The 15836-nt window shown below is 73.7% G+C and carries 14 protein-coding genes and 1 riboswitch; of the genes, 9 read left to right on the plus strand and 5 right to left on the minus strand.

What is annotated here, in order from left to right:
• Positions 1-12 precede the first annotated feature (12 nt).
• A riboswitch (cyclic di-AMP (ydaO/yuaA leader) is annotated at positions 13-173 on the plus strand.
• 12 nt (positions 174-185) lie between these two features.
• Complete coding sequence (locus tag NX794_RS25670; protein ID WP_258781335.1) at positions 186-941, plus strand: M23 family metallopeptidase; 756 nt, start codon at positions 186-188, stop codon at positions 939-941.
• Between the two features lie 207 nt (positions 942-1148).
• Entirely contained in the window at positions 1149-1835 is a 687-nt protein-coding gene (locus NX794_RS25675) for a GntR family transcriptional regulator (RefSeq protein ID WP_258781336.1), read from the plus strand.
• Positions 1836-2043: 208 nt separating this feature from the next.
• Here NX794_RS25675 and NX794_RS25680 read toward each other — a convergent pair whose 3' ends face one another.
• Entirely contained in the window at positions 2044-2325 is a 282-nt protein-coding gene (locus NX794_RS25680; protein ID WP_258781337.1) for an HPr family phosphocarrier protein, read from the minus strand.
• A 176-nt stretch (positions 2326-2501) separates the two neighbouring features.
• On the opposite strand from NX794_RS25680, the gene NX794_RS25685 reads away from it, so the two are divergent.
• The 4 genes from NX794_RS25685 (at position 2502) to NX794_RS25700 (ending at position 7928) form a co-directional block, all read left to right on the plus strand.
• Positions 2502-5306: a bifunctional acetate--CoA ligase family protein/GNAT family N-acetyltransferase gene (locus tag NX794_RS25685; protein WP_258781338.1), complete on the plus strand. Its 2805-nt coding sequence runs from the start codon at positions 2502-2504 to the stop codon at positions 5304-5306.
• Positions 5307-5445: 139 nt separating this feature from the next.
• Positions 5446-6033 carry a DUF5998 family protein gene (locus NX794_RS25690; protein WP_258781339.1) on the plus strand — a complete coding sequence of 196 codons (588 nt, stop codon included), beginning with the start codon at positions 5446-5448 and terminating at the stop codon, positions 6031-6033.
• A complete protein-coding gene (locus NX794_RS25695; protein WP_258781341.1) occupies positions 6033-7223 on the plus strand; it encodes an alkaline phosphatase family protein in 1191 nt (396 codons plus the stop codon). The genes NX794_RS25690 and NX794_RS25695 overlap by 1 nt, the downstream gene beginning before the upstream one ends.
• 54 nt (positions 7224-7277) lie before the next feature.
• Positions 7278-7928, plus strand: coding sequence for a thymidine kinase (locus tag NX794_RS25700; protein ID WP_258781343.1), 651 nt, complete (start codon positions 7278-7280; stop codon positions 7926-7928).
• Between the two features lie 17 nt (positions 7929-7945).
• On the opposite strand, the gene NX794_RS25705 is transcribed toward NX794_RS25700, so the two are convergent.
• Positions 7946-8731, minus strand: coding sequence for a VOC family protein (locus NX794_RS25705; RefSeq protein WP_258781345.1), 786 nt, complete (start codon positions 8729-8731; stop codon positions 7946-7948).
• A gap of 152 nt (positions 8732-8883) precedes the next feature.
• On the opposite strand from NX794_RS25705, the gene NX794_RS25710 reads away from it, so the two are divergent.
• Entirely contained in the window at positions 8884-9744 is an 861-nt protein-coding gene (locus NX794_RS25710; protein ID WP_258781346.1) for a sulfurtransferase, read from the plus strand.
• A gap of 65 nt (positions 9745-9809) precedes the next feature.
• Here the strand turns inward: NX794_RS25710 and sepH are convergent, their stop codons facing one another.
• Positions 9810-10850, minus strand: a complete 1041-nt coding sequence (gene sepH, locus NX794_RS25715) for a septation protein SepH (RefSeq protein ID WP_258781347.1) — start codon at positions 10848-10850, stop codon at positions 9810-9812.
• 479 nt (positions 10851-11329) lie between these two features.
• Between sepH and NX794_RS25720 the strand changes: the two genes are divergently transcribed.
• On the plus strand, positions 11330-12091 hold the full coding sequence (locus NX794_RS25720; protein ID WP_258781348.1) for a hypothetical protein: 762 nt from the start codon (positions 11330-11332) through the stop codon (positions 12089-12091).
• Here the strand turns inward: NX794_RS25720 and NX794_RS25725 are convergent.
• Together NX794_RS25725 and NX794_RS25730 are read right to left on the minus strand one after the other, a co-directional pair.
• Positions 12015-13334, minus strand: coding sequence for a D-arabinono-1,4-lactone oxidase (locus tag NX794_RS25725; RefSeq protein ID WP_258781349.1), 1320 nt, complete (start codon positions 13332-13334; stop codon positions 12015-12017). The two genes, NX794_RS25720 and NX794_RS25725, sit on opposite strands and share 77 nt — an antisense overlap.
• Positions 13294-14532: an MFS transporter gene (locus NX794_RS25730; RefSeq protein ID WP_258781350.1), complete on the minus strand. Its 1239-nt coding sequence runs from the start codon at positions 14530-14532 to the stop codon at positions 13294-13296. Before NX794_RS25730 ends, NX794_RS25725 begins: the two co-directional genes overlap by 41 nt.
• A gap of 170 nt (positions 14533-14702) precedes the next feature.
• On the opposite strand from NX794_RS25730, the gene NX794_RS25735 reads away from it, so the two are divergent.
• Complete coding sequence (locus tag NX794_RS25735) at positions 14703-15830, plus strand: ferrochelatase (RefSeq protein ID WP_258781351.1); 1128 nt, start codon at positions 14703-14705, stop codon at positions 15828-15830.
• Positions 15831-15836 lie beyond the last annotated feature (6 nt).

Below are 15836 nucleotides of genomic sequence, written 5' to 3' on the forward strand. Positions count from 1 at the left end.
GTCCGCGGCACCGGACAGTCATCGCCGAGTCCCCGTACGGCGCGAGCCAGGGGAGCCGGGGACCCATCGTCCCTGGGGTGAATCGGGCGCCCGCGCGCGAGCGAGGGGGCCCGTAGGAGACCTTCCTGCTCCGAACCCGTCAGCTAACCCGGTAGGCGAGAGGGAAGGAAAGGACCAGCCACCACATGGCGTTCATGTGCGCCTCCGGGAAGCACCGCAAGCCCGGTCGGGTCAAGCGCACCACCGCTCAGGCGGCCGGTGTCGCGGCCCTCACCACCACCGGCGTCATCGGCACCCTCGCCGCCTCTCCGGCGCTCGCCGCCGAGAACCCCGTGGAGCAGACCGGCCTCACGCCCGTCGTCTCCGTGAGCGACGACGCGGCCGAGCAGATCAGCGCGCAGGCCGACGCCCAGCAGCAGGCGGCACGGCAGCAGGCCGCCGAGGAGGCCGCGGCCAAGGAGGCCGCCGCGAAGGTCAAGGAGGAACGCGAGGCCCGGGCCCGCGCCGCCCGTGAGGCCGAGCGCAAGCGGCTGAACGCCTTCGTCGCCCCGATCGCCCACTCCTTCGTCTCCACCGCCTACCAGGCCAGCAGCTCCCTGTGGTCGTCCGGCTCGCACACCGGCATCGACTTCCACGCGGCGAGCGGCACCGCCGTCCACGCGGTCGGCTCCGGCACCGTGGTCTCCACCGGCTGGGGCGGCGCGTACGGCAACGAGGTCGTGATCAAGATGGCCGACGGCATGTACACCCAGTACGGCCACCTGTCCTCCATCGGTGTCACCGTGGGCCAGAAGGTCGTCCCCGGCCAGCAGATCGCCCTGTCCGGCGCGACCGGCAACGTCACCGGACCGCACCTGCACTTCGAGGCCCGCACCGGCCCGGACTACGGCTCCGACGTGGACCCCGTCGCCTACCTCCGCAAGCACGGCGTGCGCGTCTGACATCCCGCGCACCACATCCGAGGCCCCGGCTCACCGAGCCGGGGCCCTCGTCGTCTTTCCCGGGTTTTCCCGCCGACCGGCCGGATCGTCGGCCAAAAAATATCCATGGATTCCGGTCCGCCGTCGGAAATTCCGGCTCATTGGAATAGAGTCGCGGAACAGGCGTCCATCGTCGGCGTTTCACGGGGATGAAGACGGAGGTCGGTCATGCGAATTCCGGCGCACTCGGTGTGCACGGCGATCCGGGACGACATCGTCGCCGGTGTCCACGAGCGCGGCGGCCGGCTCACCGAGGAGGTCCTGGCCCGCCGCTACGGCGTCTCGCGCGTCCCCGTGCGCGAGGCGCTGCGCACCCTGGAGGCGGAGGGCTTCGTGGTCACCCGCCGGCACGCGGGCGCGTGCGTGGCCGAGCCGACCGAGCAGGAGGCCGCCGACCTGCTGGAGATGCGCGTGCTGCTGGAGCCGCTCGGGGCCGCGCGGGCCGCGCAGCGGCGCACGGACGCCCACCTCAAGGTGCTGCGGGGGCTGGTCAGGCTGGGTCAGGAGCGGGCCAGGCGGGGCAACAGCGAGGATCTGCGCTCGCTCGGCGGCTGGTTCCACGAGACGCTCGCGCAGGCCTCCGGCAGCCCCTCGCTGACCTCGACGCTCACCCAGCTGCGCCACAAGATCGCGTGGATGTACGCGGTGGACGCGCCGCCCAGTCCGCCGGAGTCGTGGGCCGAGCACGGCGCGATCGTGGACGCGGTGGCGCGTGGGGACGCCGAGCGCGCGCGGGCGCTCACGGCGCTGCACGCCGAGCGCGGGGCGGGCGCCCACCGCCTTCGCTTCTCCGGTGCGCCGGAGCGCGTGAGGACTTCGCAACATGCCGTAAACATGACGAGCGTCCGCCATTAACACGGACGCCGTATACAAAGAGGGCGCTATTCGACGTCCCGGTATTTCCGCTGCCCTTTTCCGGGTGTCGGTGAATTAGGTGCCGGGGTCGTTTCGCATGCCCGCGGGAGACAAAGCGGCCGAGGGGTGAGAAACGCGCGAGCCGCGCCGCCCGGAACGGACGACGCGGCTCGGCTCGGCGGGGTGGAAAACCCCGCTCAAAACCCGCTCAGACGGTCTCGGGCAGCTCTTCCAGGCCCTCGGCGACCAGCTTGGCCAGTCGGTCGAGGGCCACGTCCGCGCCCTCGGCCTCGGACGCGAGCACGATCTCCTCGCCACCCTGGGCGCCCAGCCCCAGGACGGCCAGCATCGAGGCCGCGTTGACCGGCGAGCCGCCGGCCTTGGCGATCGTCACCGGGACGCCTGCGGCCGTGGCGGCTCGGACGAAGATGGAGGCGGGACGGGCGTGGAGCCCCTCGGCCCAGCCGACGTTGACGCGGCGCTCAGCCATGTGTTGCTGCCCTTCACTCTCAGGGTTGTCTAGACCAGTTTCCCATATCGCGGAGCCCGCCCGGAGGGGACCTTCGTCACCCCGGGACGGGTGGCCGGACCGCGGCCTCGGTCCGGCCCGTCGCCCCCACAGACTGCCTCGCGCCGCTGTCGGACGCTAGCCGTACGCTGGGGCCCATGCAGACCCCGGCGGACCGGCAGGACCGGCACGAGTACCCCGCCCACTGGGAGGCGGACGTGGTGCTGCGCGACGGCGGCACCGCGCGCGTCCGGCCCATCACCGTGGACGACGCCGACCGCCTGGTCAGCTTCTACGAGCAGGTGTCCGACGAGTCGAAGTACTACCGCTTCTTCGCCCCGTACCCGCGGCTCTCCGCCAAGGACGTCCACCGCTTCACGCACCACGACTTCGTGGACCGGGTGGGGCTCGCGGCCACCGTGGGCGGCGAGTTCATCGCCACCGTACGGTACGACCGCATCGGGGCGAACGGCGCGCCAGCCTCCTTCCCGGCCGACGAGGCCGAGGTCGCCTTCCTGGTCCAGGACGCCCACCAGGGCCGCGGCGTGGCCTCCGCGCTGCTGGAGCACATCGCGGCCGTCGCCCGGGAGCGGGGCATCCGCCGCTTCGCCGCCGAGGTGCTGCCCGCCAACACCAAGATGATCAAGGTGTTCACGGACGCCGGCTACACCCAGAAGCGCAGCTTCGAGGACGGCGTCGTCCGGCTGGAGTTCGGCCTCGAACCCACCGACCGCTCCCTGGCCGTCCAGCGCGCCCGCGAACAGCGCGCCGAGGCGCGGTCGGTACGGCGGCTCCTGGTGCCCGGCTCCGTCGCGGTCGTCGGCGTCGGACGGACGCCCGGCGGGGTCGGCCGCAGCGTCCTCGGCAACATCCGGGACGCGGGCTACACCGGCCGGCTGCACGCCGTGAACGAGGCCTTCCCCGAGGACCTCAAAGAGGTCGACGGGGTGCCGGCGTACCGCGCGGTCGGGGACATCGAGGGACACGTCGACCTCGCCGTCGTCGCCGTACCCGCCGCGTACGTGCCCGCGGTGGTCGCCGACTGCGGTGAGCACGGCGTCCAGGGACTCGTCGTCCTCTCGTCCGGGTACGCCGAGAGCGGGCCCGAGGGGCGGGAGCGCCAACGGGCCCTGGTGCGGCAGGCGCGCGCGTACGGCATGCGGATCGTCGGCCCCAACGCGTTCGGGATCATCAACACCGCGGCCGGCGTCCGACTGAACGCCTCCCTGGCCCCCGAGCTGCCCCGCCCCGGCCGCATCGGCATGTTCGCCCAGTCCGGGGCGATCGGCATCGCCCTGCTCTCCCGGCTGCACCGGCGCGGGGGAGGGGTCACCGGCGTCACCGGCGTGTCCACCTTCGTCTCCGCCGGCAACCGCGCGGACGTGTCCGGCAACGACGTCCTCCAGTACTGGTACGACGACCCCGAGACCGACGTCGCCCTCATGTACCTGGAGTCCATCGGCAACCCCCGCAAGTTCACCCGGCTCGCCCGCCGCACGGCCGCGGCCAAGCCACTGGTCGTGGTGCAGGGCACCGGCGCGGCACCGCAGGGGCACACGGTCCGCGCGACCCGGCTGCCGTACGAGACGGTGTCCGCGCTGCTGCGCCAGGCCGGAGTCATCCGGGTCGACACGATCACCGAGCTGGTCGACGCGGGCCTGCTGCTCGCCCGGCAGCCGCTGCCGGTCGGCCCGCGCGTGGCGATCCTCGGGAACTCCGAGTCGCTCGGCGTGCTGACGTACGACCGCTGCCTCGCGGAGGGCCTGCGCCCGTCCCGCCCCCTCGACCTGACGACCGGGGCGACGGCGGACGACTTCCACCGGGCGCTCGCGCACGCGCTGGCGGACGAGACGAACGACTCGGTCGTCGTGACGGCGATACCCGCCATCGGGGAAGGCTCGCCGGGCGACGCCGAGTTGGCCGAGGCGCTGCGCTCCGCCGCCGCCGCGGTACCGGGCAAGCCGGTGCTGGTCGTGCACGTGGAGCTGGGCGGCCTCGCCGAGGCCCTCTCGGCCGCGGCGAGCACGGCACCCCAGGCCGCGGAGCGGCCGGTCGGCACCGCCGTACCGGTCCCGGCCCCGGCGGCTCCTCCCGACGGCACCCGCCTCATCCCCGCCTACCCCGCCGCCGAGCGCGCCGTCCGCGCACTCGCCGAAGCTGTCCGGTACGGCCAGTGGCGGCGCGAGGCGGCGGAGCCCGGGAAGGTCCCCGAGTACGACGACATCGACGAACGGGGCGCCGCCCGGCTGATCGCGGAGCTGCTGGAGCGCGGGGAAGGGCTCACCATCCCCGCCGACGAGACCTGCGACCTGCTCGGGAAGTACGGCATCCGGGTGCGCCGCGCCCTGCCCGCGCCCTCCCCGGACGACGCCGTCGCAGCCGCCCGCGCCCTCGGCTACCCGGTGGCCCTCAAGGCGACCGCCCCGCACCTCAGACACCGCGCCGACCTGGGCGGAGTCCGCCTGGACCTCGCGGACGAGGAGCAACTGCGCCGGGCCTACACCGAGTTGACCGACCTCTTCGGCAGGCCCGAGGAACTGCGGCCGGTGGTGCAGGGCATGGCACCGCGCGGTGTCGACACGGTCGTACGGGCCGTGATCGACCCGGCCGCCGGCGCGGTGCTCTCCTTCGGTCTCGCCGGTGCCGCCTCCCAGCTGCTCGGCGACATGGCGCACCGGCTGGTCCCGGTCACCGACCGGGAGGCGACCTCGCTGGTGCGCTCGATCCGCACGGCCCCCCTGCTGTTCGGCTGGCGCGGCTCCACCCCCGTGGACACCCCCGCCCTTGAGGAGCTGCTGCTGCGGGTGTCGCGGCTCGTGGACGACCACCCGGAAGTGGTCGCCGTCACCCTGGAGCCGGTGGTCGTCGCCCCGCACGGCGCGAGCGTCCTCGGCGCCACCGTCCGCCTCGCCCCGCCACCGGCCCGCGACGACCTGGGACCGCGCACCTTGCCGGCGTACTGAGCGAAAGGGCGGGGACCGGACGGAGACGAGGGCAGCCGGTGGGACTGGGAGCCGTCTCCTGGGACGCCGGACGGACCGGCCACCCCGCATCCCGGCGACTGGCCCGGACCCCCCTTGCCCACGGATTAGGATGGACGCCATGGCCAAGACCAGTACGACGACCCAGGGGCTGCGCTCGGCGATCGAGCGCAGCGGCTACTACCCGGCCCTCGTGGCCGAGGCGGTGGAGGCCGCGGTGGGCGGCGAGCCGATCCGGTCGTACCTGGTCCACCAGGAGACCACGTTCGACCAGAACGAGGTGCGCCGGCACGTCACCGTGCTGGTCCTCACCGGCAACCGCTTCATCGTCAGCCACACCGACGAACAGGCCGCCGACAGCACCTCCCCGACGCCGTACGCCACCACCTCCACCGAGTCCGTGAAGCTCGGCCGGATCTCCTCGGTCGTGATCAGCCGCGTCGTCGCGAACCCGGAGCAGTACACGCCGGGCACCCCGCCCCGCGAGGTCGTGCTCACCATCGGCTGGGGCGCCGTCAACCGCCTCGACCTGGAGCCCGCCGCCTGCGGCGACCCCAACTGCGACGCCGACCACGGCTACACGGGCAGCTCCACGGCGGACGACCTCAGCCTGCGCGTCAGCGAGGCCGGGGACGGCCCGGAGACGGTGCGCCAGGCGCTCGTCTTCGCGCAGGCCATCTCGGAGGCGACCGCGGACGTCACCCGCTGATGTCGCAGCTCTCCGCCTGGGACCACCCGGAACCGCTGGCCCTCGACACCGCGCCGCTGCCCGCGTACGGCAGCGGTTCCCTCGCCGACCTGCTGCCCACCCTGGCGGCCGGCATGGGCGTGCCCGGCCAGGCCGCGGCCATCGCGGAGCTGACGCCGACCGACCGGGCCTGCGTCTTCCTGGTCGACGGACTCGGCTGGGAGCAGCTGCGCGCCCACCCCGACGAGGCCCCCTTCCTGAACTCCCTGCTCGGCAGCTCCCGCGGCGGCACCGGCCGGCCGCTCACCGCCGGCTACCCGGCGACCACCGCCACCTCCCTCGCCTCCGTCGGCACCGGCCTGCCCCCGGGCGCCCACGGCCTGCCCGGCTACACCGTCCGCGACCCGGCCACCGGCGCGCTGATGAACCAGCTCCGCTGGCAGCCCTACACCGACCCGCGCCCCTGGCAGCCGTACCCCACCGTCTTCCAGCTCGCCCACGACGCCGGGGTGCACGCCGCCCAGGTCTCCTCGCCGGCCTTCGAGCACACCCCGCTCACCAAGGTCGCGCTCAGCGGCGGCACCTTCCACGGCCGGCTGACCGGCGAGGAGCGCATGGACCTCGCGGCCGCGCAACTGGCCGCCGGTGACCGCGCGCTGGTGTACACGTACTACGCCGAACTGGACGGCGCCGGGCACCGCTACGGCGTCGCCTCCGACACCTGGCGCGGCCAGCTCATGTACGTCGACCGGCTCGCCCAGCGCCTCGCCGAGCAACTGCCGCCGCGCAGCGCCCTCTACGTCACCGCCGACCACGGCATGGTCGACGTCGGGTTCGACGACGAGCACCGCATCGACTTCGACACCGACTGGGAACTGCGCGCCGGCGTCGCCCTGCTGGGCGGCGAGGGCCGGGCCCGGCACGTGTACGCGGTGCCGGGCGCCGCGAACGACGTGCTGACCGTCTGGCGCGAGGTGCTCGGCGAGCAGTTCTGGGTGGCCTCGCGGGACGAGGCGATCGCGGCCGGCTGGTTCGGGCCGCACGTGGACGAGCGGGTGTACGACCGGCTCGGGGACGTGCTCGCCGCCGCGCACGACGACGTGCTGATCATCGCCTCGGAGCGGGAGCCCAAGGAGTCGGCCCTGGTCGGCAACCACGGGTCCATGACCCCCGCCGAGCAGCTCGTCCCGCTGCTCGAAGTACGCTCCTGACCCGCCCCGACCCGTCCGCCTACCGACCTCTCACCGAAAGGTGCCCGCCCCCTCATGCCCGAGCTGGTGTTCTTCTCCGGAACGATGGACTGCGGGAAGTCGACGCTGGCTCTGCAGATCGAGCACAACCGCTCCGCGCGCGGTCTGGCCGGCGTGATCTTCACCCGGGACGACCGGGCGGGCGAGGGCAAGCTGTCCTCCCGCCTCGGCCTGGTCACCGACGCGGTGGAGGTCGAGGACGGCCGGGACCTGTACGCCTACCTGGTCGAGCACCTCTCCCAGGGCGGCCGGGCCGACTATGTGATCGCGGACGAGGCGCAGTTCCTCGCGCCCGAGCAGATCGACCAGCTCGCGCGCGTGGTGGACGACCTCGGTCTGGACGTCTACGCCTTCGGCATCACCACCGACTTCCGCTCCAAGCTCTTCCCCGGCTCGCAGCGGCTGGTGGAGCTGGCCGATCGGATCGAGGTGCTCCAGGTGGAGGCGCTGTGCTGGTGCGGCGCCCGCGCCACGCACAACGCCCGCACCGTCGGCGGCGCGATGGTGGTCGAGGGCGCCCAGGTGGTCGTCGGCGACGTCAACCAGGCGGCCGGCGAGATCGGCTACGAGGTGCTGTGCCGCCGCCACCACCGGCGCCGGATGACCGCCGCCACGGCCCGCGCGGCGGCCCTGTCCCCGGACGTCCTGCCCGTCTCCTCCGTCTGACGCCCCCTGGGGGCGGCTCAGCGCGGGTCCTGGAGCACCGAGAACTCGGCCCCCTCCGGGTCCGCCACGTCCGCCACCCGCCCCCGCGCTACGTCCCGGGCCGGTCCCAGCACCCGCCCGCCGAGGTCCACGACCTGACGCAGCGTCGCGTCCGCGTCGGCCACCTCGAAGTAGGTCCGCCAGTGCGAGCCGCGATCCCGGCGCAGCGCGGAACCCACACCGCGCAGACCCGCCACCGGACGGCCGCCGAGCCGCAGCGTCACCTGGTCGGGGCCGGCCGACTCCTCCGGCTGCCGGTCGTAACCGAACACGGTGGCGTAGAACTTGGCGACACTCTCGGTCTCATAGGTGAGCAGTTCGTTCCACACGGGCGTGCCGGGCCGGCCGGCGACCGCCGCGCCCGGGTGACCGGCGCCCTGCCAGATCCCGAACACCGCCCCCGAGGGATCGGAGGCGAGGGCCATCCGCCCGGCCTCGGCCGCGTCGAGCGGCCCCACCGCGAGCGTGCCGCCGCACAGCCGCACCAGCTCGGCGGTCCGGCCCACGTCGTCCGTGGCGAGGTACGGCGTCCAGGCGACCGGCAGCCGGCGGTCCGCGGGGAGCCGGCCCATGCCCGCCACCTCCCGGCCGTCGAGCAGAGCCCGCACGTAGGGACCGAGCTGCCGCGGACCGGGCCGGAACTCCCAGCCGAACAGCTCCCCGTAGAACTCCTCGGTGGCGGCCAGGTCGTGCACCATCAGGCTCACCCAGCAGGGCTCGCCGGGCGCGCGCCGCGCGTACGCCGGCTCGCGTGCCTCGGTCATCGATCACTCTCTCCCCGGCCCCTCGCGGTGGCCGTGTCGCTTCCGCTCACCGGCAGCACAGCATGTGCTCGATCCCCTACGCCTCGTGATCGAGTCTGTCCGGCCGAGCAGAGTAGCCGGACCTGGACGCCGAGGCCACCCCTGGCGTATGGATGGACGCCATGACGACAGCCATCATCACCGCGACCGAACTGGCACCCGAGCTGACCGGCCCGAACCCGCCCGTGCTGCTGGACGTCCGCTGGCAGCTCAGCGCGGCGAAGGCGGCGGGCGCGCCGGCCTTCGACGGCCGGGCGGCGTACGCGGCCGGGCATCTCCCGGGCGCGGTCTTCGTCGACCTGGACCGGGAGCTGGCCTCGGCCCCCGGGGCCCACGGCCGCCATCCGCTGCCCGGCCTCGCGGAGTTCGGCGCGGCCATGCGCCGCGCGGGCGTGTCGGCGGCCCGGCCGGTCGTCGTCTACGACGGCGGACAGGGCTGGGCGGCGGCCCGCGCGTGGTGGCTGCTGCGCCGGACGGGTCACCCGGACGTGCGGGTCCTGGACGGCGGGTTGCCGTCCTGGGAAGGCGAACTGTCCACCGAGGAGCCCGCCGTGGCCGAGGGGGACTTCGTGCCGGAGCCCGTCGGCGGGCTGCTGGACGCGGACGGCGCCCAGGACCTCGCCCGCACCGGTGTCCTGCTGGACGCGCGCGCGGGGGAGCGGTACCGCGGCGAGGTGGAGCCCATCGACCGGGTGGGCGGCCACATCCCGGGCGCGGTCTCGGCGCCGACGACGGAGAACGTGGGCCCCGACGGCCGCTTCCTGCCGCCTGAGGAGCTGAGGGACCGCTTCAAGGCCCTGGGCGTCGGTGCGGAGACCGAGGTGGGGGTCTACTGCGGTTCGGGCGTCTCCGGCGCCCACGAGGTCCTGGCGCTGGCCGTGGCGGGCATCCCGGCGGCCCTGTACGTGGGTTCCTGGTCGGAGTGGTCAGCGGATCCGTCCCGCCCGGTCGCGGTGGGCGCGGACCCGCGGTAGGGCGTACGTGCGTACGGGGGGTGAGGCACGCGCGCGCGTGCCTCACCCCCCGTACACCGTGCCGGCTATTCCTGCTTCTTGCGGCGGGTGCCGAAGACGATCTCGTCCCAGCTCGGCACCGCGGCGCGGCGGCCGGGGCGGACGCCGTCGGCCTCGGCCTGCCGGTCGGTGGCCCCGACGAGCCGGTCGCGGTGGCTGGCGACCGAACGCGGCATCAGCACGTCCGCGTAGGCCGAACCGGCCGACGCCGCGGACGCCGGGGGCTCCTCCGCCTCGACCTCCTCCGCGGGCTCCTCGTCCGGCTCCGCCGGGCGTTCCGGCACCACGAGATCGCCCCGGAAGCTCGGCACCGCCTCCAGCAGGCTGGTCAGCGAGTCGCGTTCACCCGGGCTCTCCTCGGGCGGCTCGGACGACGGCGCGGGCAGGCCCGGCCGGTCGCGGTCGAGACGTTCGAGCGCGCGGTCCATGGAGCGCTCGCGCGGCAGCCGGGCGATGCGCGGGACGAACGGGAAGCTCGGCTCGGGCACGGCGAGGTCGTCGCTCTCGCCGATCAGCGAGCGCGCCTCGTCGTCCACGGCCTGGACGAGCCGCCGGGGCGGGTCGTACGTCCAGCTCGCCGAGTGCGGTTCGCCCGCGACGAGATAGCCGAGCATGACCTCCCAGGTGCCGTCGTCGCGGCGCCAGGAGTCCCACTGCACGGTGTCCTTGTCGGCGCCCCGCAGCAGCAGCCGCTCCTGCACGGCCTCGCCGAGCAGCGGGCCGGAGTTCTCGCCGGGGCGGCGGACCGGGGTCTTGCGGGCGCGCTCCGCCATGAAGGCGCGCTCGGCCAGGACGGGGCCCTCGAAGCGCCGTACCCGGTCGACGGGGATGCCGGCGAGCTGCGCGACCTCCTCGGCCGTGGCACCGGCACGTATCCGCGCCTGGATGTCACGGGGCCTGAGATGGCTCTCGACCTCGATCTCGATCTGGCCGAGCCGGGGCCGGTCGCCGCGCACGGCGGCACGCAACCGCTCGTCGATCGGAAGCGTGTACTCCGTGGCGTCGGCAGCCTTCAGCACCAGTCGTGTGCCGTCATTGGAGACGGCCACGACACGCAGTTCGGGCATGGGGACCTCCCGGGTGGTGCCTGCCGACGTCACGTGCGTCGCTGCTTCCGCTAGTCGAGTGTGGCCTGCCCGGGTGCAGCCTGCCACAACCTTGCCGAGTTGCCCGGCGTGTCGGGCGCGGGCCCCGAGCCGCCGTTATGGCACGGTTACCTGTTCGCAACGCTAAGTGACCAACTCCATCACCCTGTGCAACCAGCCCCCTCCCGGCGGTCCAGCAAGGCCACGGACACCCTGGTGGGAGGCCGGACCCAGGGCTCGCAACAGTACTCCATTCGGACCACGTACGTGGATCGGCGCGCCACCCAACTTCTCGCCAGGAAGCCGACTTGGCCGCGCGCCACCGGTTTTGTGGATCATGAACGTGGCGAAGTTCACGTAATCCCCGGAAACGGAACTATTGGTTTCGCGTGTCCGTCCCTTTCTCGTGCGAACAGTTCCATCCGTCGGACAAGTACGGGAAAGGCAGGCAAGTTCCGGGTATGCGTGAGACGCCCGACACGGGTCGCAAGCGGATCGACCTGAGCGTCCCCCAGGTCGCGGGCAGTGCGCTGGCGGCGGTCGTGGCGGCCAAACTGGCCTCCTACTTCGGGGTGTACGGCACGATCGTCGGCGCCGGCGTGGTCAGCGTCGTCGCCACCTGTGGCGGCACGGTGTTCCAGCACTTCTTCAAACACACCGGCGAGCAGCTCCGGGAGAAGGCGACGGTGACCGCCCGGCCCCGGGAGCAAGTGGGTCCCGCGCCGGGCGAGTTCTCGGCGGGGACCGTGTACCGCGCGCGGGTGCGCAGCTGGCGGCGCCCACTGATCGGCGCCGCGCTGGTGTTCGCCGTCACCATGGCCGGTGTCACCACCTACGAGCTGGTGTCCGGCAACAGCTTCAGCGGCGGCGGGGGCACCACGGTCGGCGACGCCGTCACCGGCCGCGGTTCGTCCTCCTCGAAGCCGGGCGGTACGACCCCCTCCTCGCCGGCGTCCGAGCCGTCCGGCTCCTCCCCCTCCGGCGGCAGTGCCGGCTCCGAGGGTGAGACCGGCCCGACCGGCTCCGGCGGCGGGGGTGACAGCCGTACGGCCTCGCCCACGCCGAGCGGTTCGCCGGACCCGGGCGCGGGCGACGGTGCCACGACTCCGTCCCCCGCCCCCACGCCGAGCGGATCCGCCGGGACGCCTACTCCCCCAGCACCCTCCGCAAGTAGGGGTTCTGAAACAGCCGCTCCGGATCAAGACGGTCCCGCAACGCCGTGAACTCGGCGAAGCGCGGATACACCCGGGAGAGGTACTCGGCGTCCCGCGTGTGCAGCTTGCCCCAGTGCGGCCGGCCCTCGTGCGCGGTGAGAACGCGTTCGGCGGCGGTGAAGTAGGCCTGGTACGGAGTGCCGCGGAACATGTGCACGGCGATGTACGCGCTGTCCCGGCCGGACGCGGTGGACAGGGTGATGTCGTCGGCCGGGGCGGTGCGCACCTCCACCGGGAAGCTGACGCGCAGGCCCGAGGAGTCGACCATCGCCTTCAGTTCGCGCAGCGTCTCCACCACGGCCGCGCGCGGGACGGCGTACTCCATCTCCACGAAGCGCACCCGGCGCGGCGAGGTGTAGACCTTGTAGGGGATGTCCGTGTACGTCCGCGCGGACAGGGCCCGGCTGGAGACCTTCGCGATCCCGGGGACGGCGGCGGGCGCCGCGCGGCCGGCCCACTGGGCCACCTGGAAGACGCCGTTGGAGAGGAACTCGTCCTCGATCCAGCCGGCCACCCGCCCCACGGGCCGCTCGGGTCCCGCACTGCGGTTGTTGCGCTTCGTGTTGGTGCTGCCGGTGTGCGGGAACCAGTAGAACTCGAAGTGCTCGTTCTCGGCCCACAGTTGATCGAACTCGGCGAGGACCCGGTCCAGGGGCATCGGTTCCTCGCGGGCGGTGAGCAGGAAGAGGGGCTCCACGGCGAAGGTGATTGCGGTGACGACGCCGAGGGCGCCCAGGCCTGTCCGGGCGGCGGCGAAGACCTCCGGGTTCTCCTTCTCGGAGCAGGTGAGCACCGAGCCGTCCGCCGTGACGAGTTCGAGCCCCTTGATCTGGGCGGCGATGGAGGCCGACTCGCGGCCCGTGCCGTGCGTGCCGGTGCTGGTGGCCCCGGAGACGGTCTGCTCCATGATGTCGCCCATGTTGGTGAGCGACAGCCCCTCGCGCGCGAGGGCGGTGTTGAGCCTCTTGAGCGGGGTGCCGGCCGCCACCGTGACGGTCATGGCGTCCCGGTCGATGTCCCGGATGCCCGTCAGCAGCTGAGGGCGGATCAACACGCCGTCGGTCGCGGCGATCGACGTGAAGGAGTGGCCGGTACCGACCGCCTTCACCCTCAGCCCGTCCTCCCGGGCCCGGCGCACCACCGCCGCCAGCTCCTCCACCGAGGCCGGCTCGACCTGCCGGGCGGGCCGTGCGGAGACGTTTCCGCCCCAGTTACGCCAGGTGCCGTTCTTCCCGCTCGCTGTGCTGCTCAACGGTGCCTCCCCGCCCCGCGGCCGGCTTGCGCAGCCGGCGGTACCCGAGGAAACCGACCACGACCGCGACGGCTCCGGACACGGCCGGAACCCCGTACCCGGCCCGTGCGCCGGCGGCGTCGATCACCCAGCCGGCCGCGGACGAGCCGAGCGCCACACCGACCGCGAGGCCGGTGCTCACCCAGGTCATGCCCTCGGTGAGGCGCGCGCGAGGTACGTGCTCCTCGATGAGGGACATCGTGGTGATCATCGTCGGTGCGATGGCCAGCCCCGCAACGAACAGCGCCACGGCCAGAAGCGGCAGGTTTCCGACCAGTAGGAGGGGGATCATACTCACGGCCATCGCCGTCACGCCCAGCAGCCAGCGGCGTTCCGGCGCCCCGGTGAACCGCAGCAGACCGAAGACCGCCCCGGCCGCGCAGGAGCCGGCCGCGTACAGCGCGAGGACCAGGCTCGCCGCGCTCTTGTGGCCGCGCTCGTCGGCGAAGGCCACGGTGACCACGTCCACCGCCCCGAAGATGGCGCCCGTCGCCACGAAGGTGGCCACCAGCACGCGCAGTCCGGGGGAGCGCAGGGCGCTGCCGCCGCCGTGCTGCCCGCGCGGGTGCGGTTCGGGCTCGGTGGCGCCCTGCGCGGTGAGCCAGAAGACACCGGCCGCCAGGAAGCAGGCCGCCAGCAGGGGACCGGCCTCGGGAAACCAGGCCGTGGACAGCCCGATGGAGATGATCGGGCCGAAGATGAAGCAGACCTCGTCGACCACCGACTCGAACGAGTACGCGGTGTGCAGCTGTGGCGTGCCCCGGTACAGCGCCGCCCAGCGGGCCCGGATCATCGCGCCCAGGCTCGGCACCGCGCCGATCCCGGCCGAGCACACGAACAGCACCCAGTCCGGCCACGCGAAGTGCGCGGTCAGCAGCAGACCGGCCCCGGCGGCCAGCGCCACCAGGGTCGCCGGGCGCAGCACCCGGCGCTGTCCGTGCCGGTCCACCAGCCGGGACACCTGGGGCCCGAGCACCGCGGCGGACAGCGCGATGGTGGCCGACAGGGCGCCCGCCAGGCCGTAGCGCCCGGTGAGCTGGGAGATCATCGTGACGACGCCGATGCCCATCATCGACAGCGGCATCCGGCCCAGGAACCCCGCGGCGGAGAAGGCCTTGGTGCCGGGTTCGGCGAACAGGGCGCGGTAGGGGCTGGGCACAGGGTCTCCGGGCGGCTCGGTAAGGCGCGAATGCGGTGGACACAGATTACAAGTCAGGGAACCCGCAGTACATCGGATTCGCCACCGGGACGGACCTGGACGAACCACCCGGAACGCGAGCTTCACCCCGCCGTTGTCCGGCTGTCGGCGCCGAGTGGGAGGATCAAGACATGCCAGACGCGCTCGATGCCACCCCGTACGACGCCCTGCTCCTGCTCTCCTTCGGCGGCCCCGAAGGCCCGGACGACGTGGTCCCCTTCCTGGAGAACGTCACGCGCGGGCGCGGCATCCCGAAGGAACGCCTGAAGGAAGTCGGTCAGCACTACTTCCTCTTCGGCGGGGTCAGCCCCATCAACGGCCAGAACCGCGCCCTGCTGGACGCCCTGCGCGAGGACTTCGCCGAGCACGGCCTCGACCTGCCGGTCTACTGGGGCAACCGCAACTGGGCGCCGTACCTGACGGACACCCTGCGCGAGATCACCGCCGACGGCCGCCGCCGCGTCCTGGTGCTGGCCACCAGCGCCTACGCCTCCTACTCGGGCTGCCGGCAGTACCGCGAGAACCTGGCCGACGCGCTGGCCGCCCTGCGGGCCGAGGGCCTGGAGCCGCCGAGGGTCGACAAGCTGCGGCACTACTTCAACCATCCCGGCTTCGTCGAGCCCATGACCGAGGGCGTGCTGCGCTCGCTGGCCGACCTCCCGGAGGACGTCCGCGAGGGCGCCCACCTCGCCTTCACCACCCACTCGATCCCGATCTCGGCCGCCGACACCTCCGGTCCCGTCGAGGCCCACGGCGACGGCGGCGCCTACGTCGCGCAGCACCTGGACGTGGCCCGGCTGATCGCCGACGCCGTCCGCGAGCGCACCGGCACGGACCACCCCTGGCAGCTCGTCTACCAGTCCCGCTCGGGCGCCCCGCACATCCCCTGGCTCGAACCCGACATCTGCGACCACCTGGAGGAGCGGCACGCCGCCGGGGTCCCGGCCGTCGTGATGGCCCCGATCGGCTTCGTCTCCGACCACATGGAGGTCCTCTACGACCTCGACACCGAGGCCACCGCCAAGGCCGCCGAACTGGGCCTGCCGGTGCGCCGCTCGGCCACCGTGGGCGCCGACCCGCGCTTCGCCGCCGCCGTCCGCGACCTGGTCCTGGAGCGCGCCGCCACCGAGCGCGGCCAGGTGGCCGCGCCCTGCGCCCTCGGCGCCCTCGGCGCGAGCCACGACGTCTGCCCGGCCGGCTGCTGCCCGGCCCGGACCCCGCGCCCCGCCGCCGCGGGCGCCGAGGGCCCCCACGCGTGAGGAGCA

It is taken from the genome of Streptomyces pyxinicus (genome assembly GCF_024753135.1).
Lineage (GTDB): Bacteria > Actinomycetota > Actinomycetes > Streptomycetales > Streptomycetaceae > Streptomyces > Streptomyces pyxinicus.